The following is a 15,603-nucleotide window of genomic DNA, read 5'->3' on the forward strand; positions in this document are numbered from 1 at the left end:
TATGAACTGGAAGCTTTTTATAGCGCGCCGTATTTATAAAAGTGACGAGGGCGGAAAGGAAGTTTCAAAGCCTGCCATACGTATTGCTATGGCAGGTATCGCCATCGGACTGGCTGTAATGATTATTTCCGTAGCTGTTGTCATCGGATTTAAGCATCAGGTGCGCGACAAGGTGGTGGGGTTAAGTTCCGATATCCTTGTTACCAGTATGGATGAGGCACAGTCTTATCAGACCATTCCGGTGGTAGCCAATGACAGTTTGGTGCATGTCTTGCAAGCAGTTCCTTCTGTAAGTCATGTACAGCGCTATGCTACAAAGCCGGGAATGATTATGACTTCCGATAATTTCCAGGGCATGGTATTGAAAGGTATTGCCCAAGAATACGATACGAACTTTCTGAAGGAACATCTCTTGGAAGGAGAAATTCCTTCTTTTACCGATTCTACAGCCAGCAATGAGGTCGTAATTTCGAAAACCATAGCCGATCGTTTGTCTTTGAAGGTAGGAGATAAATTGTATACTTACTATCTGGAAGATAATATTCGTGCCCGCAGGTTGACGGTTGCCGGCATCTATCAGACAAATTTCTCCGCTTACGATGACTTATTCCTGATAACAGACTTGTATACGGTAGTACGTTTGAATAACTGGAAGAGGGATCAGGTAGGAGGAGTCGAAATAGAAGTGAGCGATTATGCCTTGTTGGAACAAATAAATGAAGATATCCGTGGATTGCTGAACGAAAAAACGGACTGCTATGGGAGCGTATATTATTCGCGGACGGTGGAAGAAGTGTATCCTCAAATCTTCGCATGGCTGGATTTGCTCGATATCAATGTGTGGGTTATCCTGATTCTGATGGTAGGTGTAGCTGGGTTTACCATGATTTCCGGCTTGCTGATTATCATATTGGAGCGCACCAATATGATTGGAGTCCTTAAGGCGTTAGGAGCGGATAATACATCTGTGCGGAAAGTCTTCCTTTCATTCTCCGTCATGTTGATAAGAAAAGGCATGCTTTGGGGAAATGTTGTTGCTCTTCTGTTTTGTTTGTTGCAGTATTATTTTAGAATTATCAAACTCGATCCTGCCACCTATTATGTAGATGCTGTTCCTGTAGAGCTGAATGTTGTAGTATGGTTGTTGCTGAATGCCGGGACACTGATTGTGTCTGTCTTGATGCTGGTCGGTCCTTCTTATCTTGTCAGCCGGATTCATCCTGCCAAATCAATCAGATTTGAGTGAAAAAAATATTTCATAAAAATAAAATGTCCTGATATTTTAAGGGAAAAACTTTCACATAGTCTTAAAATATCAGGACATTTTCCGTATTGGATGTTTGATAAGGAATTATCCTATTTTACTTATTTTCTTCAAGCGTTCTTCATCGATGAGCTTTATTTTTCTTCCATCGATAATGATTAATTTTTCAGTTGCGAAGTTCGATAGCGTACGGATGGCGTTCGATGTTGTCATGTTTGAAAGGTTTGCCAAATCTTCTCTTGAAAGATAGATGCTGAGTGTGCACTGATCGTCTTCCAGTCCGTAAGTATCTTTCAGGAACAATAGGGATTCGGCAAGGCGTCCGCGGATGTGTTTCTGAGTCAAGTTTACTGTACGTTCGTCCGAAATACCCAAATCTTTTGAAAGCTGGCGGATAAAGAACATAGCCAGTTCCGCATTTTCCTGTATCAGCTTGACGATAACCGGCATCGGAATCAGGCATATCGTACAAGGTTCGAATGCTGCTGCTGCCGTAACAAAGTTTTCTTCTGCAAAATATGCGCGGTAAGCAAAGTATTCCTTATTCTTGATGACACGGATAATCTGGCTGCGTCCGCCAACTCCGTCTTTGTAAATCTTTACTTTTCCACTGAGCAGACACATCAAGTGCATCGGAGTTTCTCCTTCGCAATAGATTGTCTCATTTTTTTTATATTTCTGTATAGTTAAATTTTGCGCAAGTAATTCTCGTTGCGCTTCGGTAAGAGGCTGCCACAAATTAGGGATACTTTCGGCAATCTCGGCTTCTGTTAATTCCTTCTTGACCATAAGTGCTATAAAACCATGTTTTGTAGCACAAAGGTAGGAAGAAAAATTTAAAAACTTGATTTTCTCCTTGAAAAATGTCGTATAGACATGTGGATTTGTTATATATTTGCTTCGATTTATGGCGAAGTTAAGAAATATATATCATATAATATTCCGTTTGTTAGTATGCCTTTGGTTGTGCGGGTATACTACCGAAGCTTGGGGCGGCAATAATATGTCGGCCTTCTCTTATAAGCCATATGTCGCCGATACCATACTTACTCATATATTTCACTCTGCATCGGTTTATGCCAAAGAAGTTGGAGAATATAAGGCCGATTTATACTTGAAAGGCAGACTTCAGATACATAAGCAAAACAAGATTATCAAGTATGTACCTTCCATGTTCCGATTTGAAAAAGGTGTAAACGACTATATACATGAATCTATCAGTGAGCTTCACTATACGGCACCTCGCATTTACGACCGTAAGATTCGTGCTGTTTCCACTACATTTATAGGAGGGGATAGCCGTTTCTTCGATATCATGGAGTTTGTGAAGTTTAATATTTATGCACCGTCATTGATGGAGGACAAGCTCCTTTCTCCGCTGAATGAACAATCGAGTGTACATTATTATTACCTGCTCGACTCTGTAGATTACTGGAAAGCGGGAGAAGTTTATAAAATACGAGTAATTCCGCGTTACCGAAGTACCCAGTTGCTGGAAGGCTTCTTTTGGATTTCGACAAAAGACTGGACCATACGGTATCTTAATTTTTATGGAAAGTATGATCTGACTCGTTTCCATTTGGCCATGCGTATGGGGGAAACAGAAGAAACCAGATGCCTTCCCCAACTTATTAATCTGGATATCGTGTTTAAGTTTTTGCGGAATAATCTGGAGATGAATTATACCGGCTGGCTGAAATATGATGAGGTAATTTTCAAGAAAAAGGAGGAAATGGATTTACTCCTGAAGAAAAAACATAACTACAACCTGTCCAACTCGTATACATTGACTTGTGATACGACGAGATTGTTGCAAGACCGCGATTCGTTTGCCCGTATTCGTCCGTTGCCGCTTACGGATTGGGAGGACAGTCTTTACCTGTCGTTTGATGAACGACGCCGGAAGGAGAGAGGAGATACCTTGCCAAAGGTGGAAACAAAATTCAAGAAGAATCTGGTCTATATGGGACAGTTAGGCGATGCCTTGATCAGTAGTTATGATGTTGATATTTCGAAAGTAGGAAATATCACCTGCTCTCCTTTAATAAATCCACTGCTGGTGAACTATAGTCACCGTAACGGAATTTCGTATCGTCAGGAGTTTAAGTACAATAAACTTTTTCACGATGGAAGATTGTTGCATATTGTACCGCAGATAGGTTATAATTTTACGAAGAAGGAACTCTATGCAAAGATGGATGCAGAATATGTCTATAATCCTGAAAAGCACGGAGCCATTACGATTAATGTGGGAAACGGTAACCGGATATATAGTAGTGTGGTGCTCGATCAGTTGAAAGAAATTCCCGATAGCGTATTTAGTTTCGATGGACTGGAGCTGGATTATTTTAAGGATGTCTACCTGAATGTGGCGCATAACATAGAAATCTTGAATGGACTGACTATTTGGACCGGCGTAGCCATGCACTGGCGTTATGCAGCCGAAAGCACTCCGGAAGTAGCACAACGCGTACGTTTAAAGTATAACAGTTTCGCGCCTCGTTTGCGTGTGGAGTGGACTCCGGGCATGCATTATTATATGAACGGCCACCGAAAGATAAATGTCGGATCGCGTTATCCCACCTTTCTTGTCGATTACGAGCGGGGTATAAAGGTAATGAAGAATTCCGGCGAATATGAACGCTTTGAGTTTTCGGCAGAACAGAAGATACGCGTCCGCGACTTACATACGATAGCTTACCACATCGGCGGAGGATTCTTTACCAACCAGAACGATATGTACTTTGTCGATTATGTGAATTTTGCCAATCGAAACCTTCCTCAAGGATGGAACGACGATATTGGAGGTACATTTCAGATGTTGGATGGACGCTGGTATAATGCTTCGCGCCATTACTTTCGTGGAAATATAACATACGAGACTCCCTTCTTGCTGCTATATCCCGTAGGACACTTGCTTTCGTTTATTCAGAAGGAACGAATCTATGCCGGTATCTTGTTCATGCCTCACCTGAATCCTTATTTGGAGCTGGGCTATGGGGTAGGAACCCATCTCTTCGATTTTGGTGTATTTATAGGCAATGAAAAAGGTAAATTCACATCAGTAGGATGCAAATTTACCTTCGAGCTCTTCAACAGATAATAATTGTATTCGTTTATTTCCTCAGAAAATCCTTTTTCTTGCGCAACAGATATTGCATTTGTCTGACCAGACTCCACAACGGGCGAAGCAGGTCGAACAGCGGGAAAATACAGCATAAATTTTCGTTCAGGTCGTGGGCAGTACGGTGAAATACGCTCATGGTCGAGATGAAACGAACCAGCCAGAACAAAGCTACAATACCCGTCCCGATCCATTGCTGCTCTATGATACTCATTGCCAGTCCGCCGATTGTAGCCAGATGAAACAGTCCGCAGGTCCATGTTTCGAAAGCATTCGAGTATCTTGCCATTCCCTGATAATAATGACCTGTAACCATTGCATTCATTTTCCGTTCGAACCAGATACGTTTGTAGGGCGGAACCGGCATACGCACGATACTGTCTGTACCCGAAGCCACGCGCGTATTGTATTTGTTTGCTACAGCATTGATAAACAAGTCGTCTTCTCCACGCTGAAGTTGCAAGTGGTCGGCAAAACCTTTATGCTTTTCATACAGACTTTTCCGATAGGCAAGATTGCATCCCACGCCCATATAAGGATGTCCCGCCAAGGCCATTCCCAAATACCGCAGGGAGTGGAAGAATGAATCAGTCGTGATTCTTCGTGCGAACCAGCCTTTCTGTGGCAGATAGTTGCTGTAGCCCAGAACGATGTCTGTATCCGGAGTCATTTGGGCTGCCAGACTTTTCAACCAGTTCTTGCTGACGGGGCTACAGAAAGGTTCCGTCACAACTATCCAGTCGTAGCGGCTGGCACGTATTCCCATTGCAATACCCAGCTTCTTCCGGCTGACATAACGAGCTGTTTTCGGAATGAATGTATGGTAAAGATTTTCGTATCGGTCGGACAGCAGTTTCAGAATGTCTTCATCCTCACCGGCCGATTTGTCATTGATGACAATGACTTCAAATTTCGGATAATCTTGTTCGAGGATTGCCGGAAGGTTCTGGTTCAGCGCACTGCCGGAATCTTTTGTTACGATAATGACCGAAAGCGGAGGCAAATCCGTTGCAGACGGTCTGTTGTCTTTCTTGAAATGTTGGTGTATGCGGTTGTAGATTCCGAAGACATAGCATAATTGAATAATGCAAAGTATGCCACAGGTTGCAGCCAGCAGAAAGGTCGTAGATGCAAAATCAAGTGTAATCATGTTGTGAATCTTATAATAAAATCGGTGCAAAAATAGAGTAATTTTTCGAGATAGACGTCAATCTGACTTCTAATAAAGGATGATTTTTTGTGCCTTACTCATTTTTCTTTATCTTTGCATGACGAAAAATAAAGGTGTTACGTCGCCCGATGAATCAGAAAATATTAAAGATAAGAAATGAAGAATATACGTAATTTTTGTATTATTGCCCATATCGACCACGGAAAGTCCACATTGGCCGACAGACTTCTGGAGTATACACAGACAATTAAGATTACAGAAGGACAGATGCTGGACGACATGGATCTGGAACGTGAGCGTGGTATAACCATCAAGAGTCACGCTATCCAGATGGAGTATACCTATAAAGGAGAAAAATATATCCTGAACCTGATTGATACTCCGGGGCATGTGGACTTCTCTTATGAAGTATCCCGTTCCATTGCTGCCTGTGAAGGAGCTTTGTTGGTTGTGGATGCTTCGCAGGGTGTGCAGGCGCAGACCATTTCGAACCTGTACATGGCGTTGGAACATAACCTGGAGATTATTTCGGTAATGAACAAATGTGATATGGCAAGTGCCATGCCCGAAGAAGTGGAAGATGAAATTATCGACCTGCTGGGCTGTAAGCGTGAAGACATTATCCGCGCTTCCGGTAAGACCGGTATGGGGGTAGAGGAGATTCTTCAGGCTGTGGTAGAACGTATCCCTTGTCCGAAAGGAGACGAAAACGCACCTTTGCAGGCGCTTATCTTCGATTCTGTGTTCAACTCGTTCCGCGGTATCATCGCTTATTTCAAGGTTGTAAACGGAGTGATTCGTACAGGTGACAAAGTGAAGTTCTTCAATACCGGCAAGGAATATGATGCCGATGAAGTAGGAGTACTGAAAATGGACATGGTTCCCCGTAAAGAACTTCGTACTGGCGACGTAGGATACATCATTTCCGGTATAAAAACTTCAAGAGAAGTTAAGGTCGGCGATACAATTACTCATATAGAATGTCCGTGTGACAAGGCTATTGACGGATTTGAGGAAGTAAAACCAATGGTGTTCGCCGGCGTTTATCCCATTGAAGCCGAAGATTATGAAAACTTGCGAGCTTCGCTGGAAAAACTGCAACTGAACGATGCTTCGCTGACCTTCCAGCCTGAATCTTCGTTGGCTTTGGGCTTCGGGTTCCGTTGCGGGTTCTTGGGACTGCTTCATATGGAAATTGTTCAGGAACGTCTGGACCGTGAGTTTGATATGAACGTCATTACTACCGTGCCCAACGTTTCGTATATGGTATACGACAAGCAGGGAAATGTACAGGAAGTACACAATCCGGGCGGTATGCCCGATCCGACATTGATCGATCACATCGAAGAACCTTATATTGATGCTTCCATCATTACGGCAACCGACTATATCGGTCCGATTATGACATTGTGTCTGGGAAAACGAGGCGAATTGGTTCGTCAGGATTACATCTCGGGAAATCGTGTAGAACTGCATTATAAAATGCCGTTAGGCGAAATTGTAATCGACTTTTATGATAAGTTGAAGAGTATCTCCAAGGGATATGCTTCGTTCGATTACCATCAGTCTGGTTTCCGTCCTTCGAAACTCGTCAAGCTCGATATCCTGCTGAACGGGGAATCGGTCGATGCGCTTTCTACGTTAACCCATTTCGACAATGCTTACGACCTGGGACGCCGCATGTGCGAAAAGCTGAAAGAACTCATACCACGCCAGCAATTTGAAATTGCCATTCAGGCTGCAATCGGTGCGAAGATTATCGCCCGTGAAACAATCAAGGCTGTCCGTAAGGATGTAACTGCCAAATGTTATGGTGGTGATGTCAGCCGTAAGCGTAAGCTGCTCGAAAAGCAGAAGAAAGGAAAGAAGCGAATGAAACAGATCGGTACGGTGGAAGTACCGCAGAAGGCATTCCTTGCTGTCCTCAAACTTGATTAAATTTTTATATCTTTTATTTTTGCGCCCTTTGTGTCATCATCTCTCCGGTATCCGGTGCAGACATGGTACGAAGGGCGTTTTTATATCCGTACAAAAACTTCCATACGTTTATTTTAAATGTCCTTCATGTCTTTCGGAATTTGTGCTGACGTTTTTTATTTTTTTTGTACAAAAGATTTTTTTATTTGTACAAAAAACAAGCTGAATTTGCCGTCGTTTTTCTTTAAATCTGCAAGCCTTTTTATGAAAAGACATTTTCACTTTTTTGGCAAAGTCTTTAAGATAAATTTTGAAAATACGGAAAAAAGAGTTCCCTTTGTAACAAATCATTAAACAAAACTGTGTTTAATAGGAATTAAAGGTACTTCTGTTGAATATGATTGGTTTGTGGTTTTAACCTTTGAATTAATGGTCTGTAGCACGGTATTCTCTCTTTTGTACTATATTCCCTTTGGTATCCCGGAAGATAAGTCTTGCCTGATTACGGTGTATGCAGGCAGATTGTTTAACCTCTAACCTTTTCTCTGTTATTATGGAGGATAATGAAAAAGCATTTCCAGACGATGAGCTGGTGACAATGTTTCGTGGCGGTGATAATCATGCTTTCGAAATCTTACTGGCCCGCTATACGGGTGATATAATGAAGTCGATAAGGAGGAGTACTGTTAGCTGTAGTGAGAGTACCGACGATTTATATCAGGAAGTGGTAGTTCACGTTTGTGAAAAGTTGAAGAATGTATATCAGACTGACGGACGCTTCGGGGCATGGCTGAATTGTGTAGTGGGGAATTTTTTATGCAGCGTTTATCGCAAGAAAAGTCATGAGTGTTTACCGCTGAAACTGGATATGCTGAAAGATGAATGTACGGCTGATAATTTACTTACGGCCGAAAACAAGGAGCAAAAGTTTATTGATTTAAAATGTGCCGTTGGCGAATTGCCGGAAAATCTATCGGAACTGGTTCGGATGAAGATCTGGTATGGCATGACATATCAGGAAATTTCCGATCGTACAGGCATTAATCGTTCCACGGTAGCAAAGCGTTTAAAGTCTGCCTATCAGGAGCTGGAAAAGAAGATGTTGGCTATGGGATACGATGATGCTTTAATATAAATTTTTACTTTTTTTAATGAGAAAAACTTTGTTAACGTTACCAATGAAACAATATTTATAGTACATTTGCCACGAATTTGTAAAGTACGGTTTGCAAAAGATGGTAACTAACATTAAACATCTAGGTATTGTGGAAAACATCAATGGCTCTCGCCTGAAAGTGAAAATAGTGCAGAGTTCTGCGTGCTCATCTTGTAGCGTAAAGGCACACTGCAGCGCTTCCGAAACGAAAGAAAAAATAATTGATGTTTATAATAAAAACAATGTTCCTTGCCAGATAGGCGAGCAAGTTATGATTGTGGGAACAACGTCGATGGGCATGAAAGCCGTGTTGCTGGCTTTCGTGCTTCCTTTTGTCGTGCTGTTGCTTTCATTGATTGTTTCGCTGAAACTGACGGGAGGGGACGAGGCTTTTTCTGCTTTGGTTTCATTAGGGACACTGGTTCCTTATTACCTTATTATATATATATGCAGAAAGAAGATCAGCCGTTCGTTCATGTTTACATTAGAATCAATATATTAATAAACTAATTTTATACTTTTATGAACTTAATTTTGGTTGCAGTAATTTCATTGGGAGCTATAGGCTTGATTGCCGCAGTAATCTTGTACGTGGCTTCGAAGAAGTTTGCTGTGTATGAAGATCCGCGAATCGCTCAGGTAGCCGAGGTGCTTCCTCAAGCCAATTGCGGTGGATGTGGTTATCCGGGATGCTCTGGTTTTGCCGCAGCTTGCGTAAAAGCTGGTTCACTGGAAGGAAAACTATGTCCGGTAGGCGGTCAACCTACTATGGAAAAGGTCGCTGGTATTTTGGGACTGGAAGCTGTTGCTTCGGAACCGAAAGTAGCGGTAGTAAGATGTAACGGTACATGTGCCAACCGTCCGAAGCTGACTCAGTACGATGGCGTCCGCTCGTGTGTGGTTGCCAATTCTACTTACGGAGGTGAAACCGGGTGTACATTCGGTTGTCTGGGCTGCGGCGACTGTGTAAATGCCTGCCAGTTTGATGCTATCCACATGAATCCTGAAACAGGATTGCCTGAGGTAGACGAAAGCAAGTGTACGGCTTGTGGCGCCTGTAGCAAGGCTTGTCCGCGCAACATTATCGAAATTCGTCCGAAGGGCAAGAACAATCGCCGTGTGTATGTACAGTGCGTCAACAAAGATAAAGGTGCTGTAGCACGCAAGGCTTGTACTGCTGCATGTATCGGTTGCGGAAAGTGTGTGAAAGTTTGTCCGTTTGAAGCTATTACTTTGGAAAACAACTTGGCATATATCGATCCTGCCAAGTGTAAATCTTGTCGCAAGTGCGAGACCGAATGCCCTCAGAATGCAATTATCGCAGTCAACTTCCCGCCGCGTAAGGCTAAACCTGCAGAACCTGCTCCGGCTGCTGCTCCTGCTGCACCGAAGGCTGCTGCCCAGCCGGCCGCTGAACCTAAGAACGAAACGGTAGAAGTGAAAGCTGCTGAAGCTCCAAAAGCTGAGGCTTAATCAACAATTAGTAATTAATTAAAAAAGATATTACAGTGAAGACATTTAGAATTGGTGGAGTTCATCCAGCAGAAAATAAATTGTCAGCAGGCAAAGCAATTGAAACTCTTGCTCTTCCAAAGCAGGCTGTTTTCCCTTTGTCGCAGCATATCGGTGCTCCCGCTACTGCTATCGTAAAAAAAGGTGATGTAGTGAAGGTGGGAACCAAGATTGCTGAAGCCGGGGGCTTTGTTTCGGCTGCTATCTTTTCTTCTGTATCCGGTAAGGTGAACAAGATAGATAGCGTTATCGACGCCAGTGGTTATCGTAAACCGGCTATTTTTATCGACGTAGAAGGTGACGAATGGGAAGAAAGTATTGATCGCAGCACTAAGCTGGTAAAGGAATGTAACTTGACTCCTGAAGAAATTGTTGCTAAAATAAAAAATGCAGGCGTTGTTGGTATGGGTGGTGCTTGCTTCCCGACTCATGTAAAACTGACTCCTCCTCCGGGCTGCAAGGCCGAGTGTGTAATTATCAATGCCGTAGAGTGTGAACCGTATCTGACTGCCGACCATCGTCTGATGCTTGAAAAGCCTGATGAGATTCTGGTAGGAGTGCAGATCCTGATGAAGGCTGCCAAAGTAACCAAGGCTTATATCGGTATTGAAAACAATAAGCCCGATGCCATCAAGCTGATGACTGAGAAGGCTGCTTCTTATCCGGGCATCGAGGTTGTGCCTCTGAAAGTGAAATATCCGCAGGGCGGTGAAAAACAGTTGATTGATGCTGTAATCGGACGTCAGGTCCCGGCTCCTCCTGCCATTCCTATCAATGTAGGTGCGGTTGTGCAGAACGTAGGAACTGCTTATGCTGTATATGAAGCTGTACAGAAGAACAAGCCTTTGTTCGAACGTATTGTTACCGTAACAGGTAAATCATTGAAGAATCCTTCTAACTTCCTGACTCGTATGGGTACTCCGATGAGCCAGTTGATTGACGCTGCTGGAGGTCTGCCCGAAGATACGGGTAAGGTAATCGGTGGCGGTCCGATGATGGGTAAGGCGCTTGCCAATACAGAAGTGCCTATCTGCAAAGGTAGTTCGGGTGTATTGATTATGAACGACAAGGAAGCACGCCGTGCGGAACCTCAGCCGTGTATCCGTTGTGCCAAGTGTGTAAGCGCTTGTCCGATGGGACTGGAACCGTTCTTGCTGGCTACTTGTTCGGCTCATGGTGACTGGGAACGTGTGGAACATGAAATGATCATGTCTTGTATCGAATGCGGTTCATGTCAGTTTACATGTCCTTCTCATCGTCCGATGTTGGATTACATTCGTTTAGGTAAAGGTAAGGTGGGCGGAATTATCCGTGCACGTAACGCTAAAAAATAATTGAAATCGAATTATGGCAAACAAATTAATTGTATCATTATCACCCCACGTGCATAGCGGTGACAGCGTACAGAAGAATATGTACGGCGTTATCATCGCTCTGATACCTGCCTTGCTTGTGTCATTCTACATGTTCGGCCTGGGGGCTGTTATCGTTACGCTGACTTCTGTCATTGCGTGTCTGTTCTTTGAATGGGCTATTACAAAATACATCCTGAAACGTGAACGTACAACCATCACCGATGGTTCGGCTGCGTTGACGGGACTTCTTCTGGCATTTAACTTGCCTTCTAATCTTCCGTTGTGGATTATCATTATCGGTGCGCTGGTTGCTATCGGCGTAGGTAAGATGACTTTCGGCGGTCTGGGCTGCAATCCGTTTAACCCTGCACTGGTGGGACGTATCTTCTTGCTGATTTCTTTCCCCGTACAGATGACTTCATGGCCTGTTGCCGGACAGTGGGCAAGCTATACGGATGCTGAAACAGCTGCTACTCCGCTTGCACTGATGAAGCAGGCTGTACATGGCGATGCAAGTGCATTGAGCCAGTTGCCTGATACGATGAGCCTGTTCTTGGGTAATAATCCGGGATGTATCGGTGAAATCAGTTCATTGGCTTTGCTGATCGGTCTGGCATATATGTTGTGGAAGAAGATTATCTCATGGCATATTCCGGTGTCAATCATTGTAACTGTATTTGTTTTCTCTGGCTTGATGCATCTGGCTAACCCGACTGTTTACGCATCGCCGTTCGCTCATCTGTTTACAGGTGGACTGATGCTGGGAGCTATCTTCATGGCAACCGACTATGTTACTTCACCGATGACTCATAAAGGCATGATTATTTACGGTGTGGCTATCGGATTCCTGACAGTTGTTATTCGTCTTTTCGGTGCTTATCCGGAAGGAATGTCATTCGCTATCTTCATTATGAATGCATTTACTCCGTTGATTAACACTTATTGTAAACCTAAACGATTCGGGGAGGTAGTGAAGAAATGAAAAAACTTGAATCATCTTTAAAGAATATGGCTCTGGCACTGACTGGCTTTTCTGTTGTAGCCGGAGCTCTGCTGGGCTGGGTAAACGATGTGACCGCTGAGCCGATTGCACAGGCAAATGCCAAGACATTGAGCGATGCAATTGCTGTAGTGGTTCCGGGATTCGACAATAATCCTGCCGAAGCGCCCGAAACTGTAGAAGTAAATGGTGCAACTTACAAAATTTATAAGGCAACGAAAGATGGACAGCCTATTGGTGCTGCCGTAGAATCGTCTGCTAATGGTTTTGGTGGTACGCTGACTGTTCTGGTTGGTTTTGATAACGATGGCAACATCATCGACTATTCTTTGCTGAGCCATGCCGAAACTCCGGGACTGGGTTCGAAGGCTGCCGACTGGTTTAAGAAAGGAGCCAAGGGTGACATTACCGGAAAGAATCCGGGTGAAGCACCTTTGACAGTAAGCAAGGATGGTGGACAGATTGATGCTATCACTGCCTCTACCATTACTTCACGCGCTTTCTTGCTGGCAGTGAACAATGCGTATGCTGCATATAAGAATCAGCATGTAGACAGCATGAGTGGAGCTACTTCACACGCTGCATCGGAAGATGAAGCACCGGCTGCTGCGGCTGATAGTACAAATGTTGAAAATAATTAATAGGAGAGGAGCAGACTATGAATAATTTTAAAGTATTGATGAACGGGATTGTTAAGGAAAATCCTACGTTTGTACTCCTTCTGGGTATGTGTCCTACTTTGGGTACTACCTCTTCGGCCATCAATGGTATGGGTATGGGACTGGCTACGATGTTCGTACTGATTTGTTCGAATGTGGTAATCTCATTGATAAAGAATCTGGTTCCCGACATGGTACGTATTCCTATCTTCGTTGTGGTTATCGCTTCGTTCGTAACCTTGTTACAGATGGTTATGCAGGCATATGTTCCTGCTCTGTATGCTACCCTTGGTTTGTTTATCCCCTTGATTGTGGTGAACTGTATCTTGCTGGGACGTGCAGAGGCTTTTGCTGCAAAGAACAATCCGCTGTCGTCGTTCTTCGACGGTCTGGGTATGGGACTTGGCTTCACCATTGCCTTGACATTGCTGGGTGGTGTTCGTGAATTCCTTGGAACAGGTAAGTTGTTCAACATCGCCATCATGCCTGAAGACTATGGCATGCTGATTTTCGTGCTGGCTCCTGGTGCATTTATTGTGTTGGGTTACCTCATTGCTATCGTAAACCGTCTGAAAAAGGCATAACTCCTAAAAAGAAAAAGATATGGAATATATATTGATATTTATCACCGCTATCTTTGTGAACAACATTGTGTTGTCACAATTCCTCGGTATCTGTCCGTTCTTGGGCGTATCTAAGAAGGTAGAAACCGCTATGGGTATGGGAGCTGCTGTTGCTTTCGTGTTGACACTGGCTACCATCGTAACGTATGTTATCCAGAAGTTTGTCCTTGATGCTTTCGGACTGGGTTATTTGCAGACCATTGCATTTATCCTTGTCATCGCTGCATTGGTACAGATGGTGGAAATCATCTTGAAGAAAGTTTCTCCGGCTTTGTATCAGGCACTGGGCGTGTTCTTGCCGCTGATTACGACAAACTGTTGTATCTTGGGTGTGACCATTCTGGTTATCCAGAAAGACTATGATTTGCTGACAGGTGTTATCTATGCATTCTCTACGGCACTCGGATTTGCTCTGGCTCTGATTGTTTTCGCAGGTATTCGCGAACAGCTCAGCTTGGTCAATATTCCGAAAGGCATGCGTGGAATGTCTATCGCACTGGTGACTGCCGGTTTGCTGGCAATGGCATTCATGGGATTCTCTGGTGTAGATAAAGGTTTGGCTGTTTTGTTTGGCTTGCAATAACGGATAAGGTACACCTTATATATAGGAGAGCAGAGCTTCTTATATCCGAACGGATGAAAAGGCTCTGCTCTTTTTGTATGTCTGTATATTTATTTAAAGAATTTGATATAGTTTTTTCTGACAGATTGTGTGATATTCGATAATTATTTCTACTTTTGTTGAAGCAAATATTTATAGGACGTAATTTAATAGCAATATGAAAGAAAGAATTCTGGTTGCAGGTGGAACGGGGTATATCGGTTCTCATACAGTTGTAGAACTTCAGAATAGTGGTTACGAGGTAATTATCGTAGATAATCTTTCGAACTCGCGTGCCGACGTAGTCGATAACATAGAAAAGATTACAGGTATTCGTCCTGAATTCGAGCAGGTAGACTGCTTGGACTATGCAGGAATGGATGCTGTTTTTGCTAAATATCCGGGCATTAAAGGTATTATCCATTTTGCAGCAAGTAAGGCTGTTGGCGAATCTGTTCAGAAACCTTTATTGTATTATCGCAATAACTTGGTTTCATTGATCAATATACTTGAACTGATGCCTAAACACAATGTGCCGGGCATTATCTTCTCATCTTCGTGTACAGTATATGGACAGCCGGACAAACTTCCCGTTACGGAAGAAGCTCCGATTAAGAAAGCAGAGTCTCCTTATGGAAACACGAAACAGATTAATGAAGAAATTATTCGTGATACAGTAGCTTCCGGTTCTCCTATCCATGCTATCCTGTTGCGTTATTTCAACCCGATTGGCGCTCATCCAAGTGCTCTTATCGGTGAATTGCCAAATGGTGTTCCGCAGAACCTTATTCCGTATCTGACTCAGACGGCCATTGGTATTCGTGAAAAACTGAGTGTTTTTGGTGATGATTACAATACTCCTGACGGTTCTTGTATTCGCGACTACATTTATGTGGTAGATTTGGCCAAGGCACATGTCATTGCTATGAACCGTATTCTGCAAAACAAGCAGAAAGATAAAGTGGAAGTATTCAATATCGGTACCGGTAGAGGCGTTTCCGTTTTGGAACTGATTCATGCATTTGAGGCTGCTACAGGTGTTAAATTGAATTATCAGATTGCAGGTCGTCGTGCTGGCGATATAGAACAAGTATGGGCAGATCCTACTTATGCAAATAACGAGCTGGGCTGGAAAGCAGAAACTTCAATAGAAGAAACATTGCGTTCAGCTTGGAACTGGCAGTTAAAACTTCGTGAAAGAGGAGTACAATAACTGGCTAA

At 43.4% G+C, this 15,603-nt stretch carries 14 protein-coding genes; 12 read left to right on the plus strand and 2 right to left on the minus strand.

Features of this window, described 5'->3' with window-relative positions; all coding sequences use genetic code 11:
* Position 1 precedes the first annotated feature (1 nt).
* The gene (locus tag ACZM60_RS03355; RefSeq protein ID WP_489520818.1) at positions 2-1,246 is read left to right on the plus strand and encodes an ABC transporter permease; all 1,245 of its coding nucleotides are present in this window, start codon (positions 2-4) and stop codon (positions 1,244-1,246) included.
* Positions 1,247-1,351: 105 nt separating this feature from the next.
* Here the strand turns inward: ACZM60_RS03355 and ACZM60_RS03360 are convergent, their stop codons facing one another.
* Entirely contained in the window at positions 1,352-2,053 is a 702-nt protein-coding gene (locus ACZM60_RS03360) for a Crp/Fnr family transcriptional regulator (protein WP_489520819.1), read from the minus strand.
* Positions 2,054-2,210: 157 nt separating this feature from the next.
* Here ACZM60_RS03360 and ACZM60_RS03365 point away from each other — a divergent pair, with 157 nt between their 5' ends.
* On the plus strand, positions 2,211-4,367 hold the full coding sequence (locus tag ACZM60_RS03365) for a DUF5686 family protein (RefSeq protein ID WP_489520820.1): 2,157 nt from the start codon (positions 2,211-2,213) through the stop codon (positions 4,365-4,367).
* Between the two features lie 13 nt (positions 4,368-4,380).
* Here ACZM60_RS03365 and ACZM60_RS03370 read toward each other — a convergent pair whose 3' ends face one another.
* Positions 4,381-5,538, minus strand: coding sequence for a glycosyltransferase (locus ACZM60_RS03370; RefSeq protein WP_489520821.1), 1,158 nt, complete (start codon positions 5,536-5,538; stop codon positions 4,381-4,383).
* A 177-nt stretch (positions 5,539-5,715) separates the two neighbouring features.
* Here ACZM60_RS03370 and lepA point away from each other — a divergent pair, with 177 nt between their 5' ends.
* The 10 genes from lepA (at position 5,716) to galE (ending at position 15,595) form a co-directional block, all read left to right on the plus strand.
* The gene (lepA, locus tag ACZM60_RS03375) at positions 5,716-7,497 is read left to right on the plus strand and encodes a translation elongation factor 4 (protein ID WP_489520822.1); all 1,782 of its coding nucleotides are present in this window, start codon (positions 5,716-5,718) and stop codon (positions 7,495-7,497) included.
* Between the two features lie 532 nt (positions 7,498-8,029).
* Entirely contained in the window at positions 8,030-8,611 is a 582-nt protein-coding gene (locus ACZM60_RS03380) for an RNA polymerase sigma factor (protein ID WP_340319333.1), read from the plus strand.
* A gap of 100 nt (positions 8,612-8,711) precedes the next feature.
* Positions 8,712-9,134: a SoxR reducing system RseC family protein gene (locus tag ACZM60_RS03385; protein ID WP_340319332.1), complete on the plus strand. Its 423-nt coding sequence runs from the start codon at positions 8,712-8,714 to the stop codon at positions 9,132-9,134.
* 20 nt (positions 9,135-9,154) lie between these two features.
* Entirely contained in the window at positions 9,155-10,105 is a 951-nt protein-coding gene (locus ACZM60_RS03390; RefSeq protein ID WP_489520823.1) for a Fe-S cluster domain-containing protein, read from the plus strand.
* Positions 10,106-10,140: 35 nt separating this feature from the next.
* On the plus strand, positions 10,141-11,478 hold the full coding sequence (gene rsxC, locus ACZM60_RS03395) for an electron transport complex subunit RsxC (protein ID WP_021970930.1): 1,338 nt from the start codon (positions 10,141-10,143) through the stop codon (positions 11,476-11,478).
* A gap of 13 nt (positions 11,479-11,491) precedes the next feature.
* A complete protein-coding gene (locus tag ACZM60_RS03400; protein WP_021970931.1) occupies positions 11,492-12,481 on the plus strand; it encodes an RnfABCDGE type electron transport complex subunit D in 990 nt (329 codons plus the stop codon).
* Complete coding sequence (locus tag ACZM60_RS03405) at positions 12,478-13,140, plus strand: RnfABCDGE type electron transport complex subunit G (protein ID WP_489520824.1); 663 nt, start codon at positions 12,478-12,480, stop codon at positions 13,138-13,140. The genes ACZM60_RS03400 and ACZM60_RS03405 overlap by 4 nt, the downstream gene beginning before the upstream one ends.
* 17 nt (positions 13,141-13,157) lie before the next feature.
* On the plus strand, positions 13,158-13,742 hold the full coding sequence (gene rsxE, locus ACZM60_RS03410) for an electron transport complex subunit RsxE (protein ID WP_007561420.1): 585 nt from the start codon (positions 13,158-13,160) through the stop codon (positions 13,740-13,742).
* A gap of 19 nt (positions 13,743-13,761) precedes the next feature.
* Positions 13,762-14,364 carry an electron transport complex subunit RsxA gene (gene rsxA / locus ACZM60_RS03415; RefSeq protein WP_022231772.1) on the plus strand — a complete coding sequence of 201 codons (603 nt, stop codon included), beginning with the start codon at positions 13,762-13,764 and terminating at the stop codon, positions 14,362-14,364.
* 196 nt (positions 14,365-14,560) lie between these two features.
* The gene (gene galE / locus ACZM60_RS03420) at positions 14,561-15,595 is read left to right on the plus strand and encodes a UDP-glucose 4-epimerase GalE (protein ID WP_489520825.1); all 1,035 of its coding nucleotides are present in this window, start codon (positions 14,561-14,563) and stop codon (positions 15,593-15,595) included.
* Positions 15,596-15,603 lie beyond the last annotated feature (8 nt).

This window comes from Phocaeicola sp., assembly GCF_057861905.1.

Excerpts from the sequence above, each read along its gene's own strand:
- lepA (WP_489520822.1), top strand. The coding sequence starts at position 5,716 with ATGAAGAATATACGTAATTTTTGTATTATTGCCCATATCGACCACGGA.
- ACZM60_RS03360 (WP_489520819.1), bottom strand. The coding sequence starts at position 2,053 with ATGGTCAAGAAGGAATTAACAGAAGCCGAGATTGCCGAAAGTATCCCT.
- galE (WP_489520825.1), top strand. The coding sequence starts at position 14,561 with ATGAAAGAAAGAATTCTGGTTGCAGGTGGAACGGGGTATATCGGTTCT.
- rsxE (WP_007561420.1), top strand. The coding sequence starts at position 13,158 with ATGAATAATTTTAAAGTATTGATGAACGGGATTGTTAAGGAAAATCCT.
- ACZM60_RS03405 (WP_489520824.1), top strand. The coding sequence starts at position 12,478 with ATGAAAAAACTTGAATCATCTTTAAAGAATATGGCTCTGGCACTGACT.
- ACZM60_RS03400 (WP_021970931.1), top strand. The coding sequence starts at position 11,492 with ATGGCAAACAAATTAATTGTATCATTATCACCCCACGTGCATAGCGGT.
- ACZM60_RS03380 (WP_340319333.1), top strand. The coding sequence starts at position 8,030 with ATGGAGGATAATGAAAAAGCATTTCCAGACGATGAGCTGGTGACAATG.
- ACZM60_RS03370 (WP_489520821.1), bottom strand. The coding sequence starts at position 5,538 with ATGATTACACTTGATTTTGCATCTACGACCTTTCTGCTGGCTGCAACC.
- rsxA (WP_022231772.1), top strand. The coding sequence starts at position 13,762 with ATGGAATATATATTGATATTTATCACCGCTATCTTTGTGAACAACATT.
- ACZM60_RS03355 (WP_489520818.1), top strand. The coding sequence starts at position 2 with ATGAACTGGAAGCTTTTTATAGCGCGCCGTATTTATAAAAGTGACGAG.
- ACZM60_RS03385 (WP_340319332.1), top strand. The coding sequence starts at position 8,712 with ATGGTAACTAACATTAAACATCTAGGTATTGTGGAAAACATCAATGGC.
- ACZM60_RS03390 (WP_489520823.1), top strand. The coding sequence starts at position 9,155 with ATGAACTTAATTTTGGTTGCAGTAATTTCATTGGGAGCTATAGGCTTG.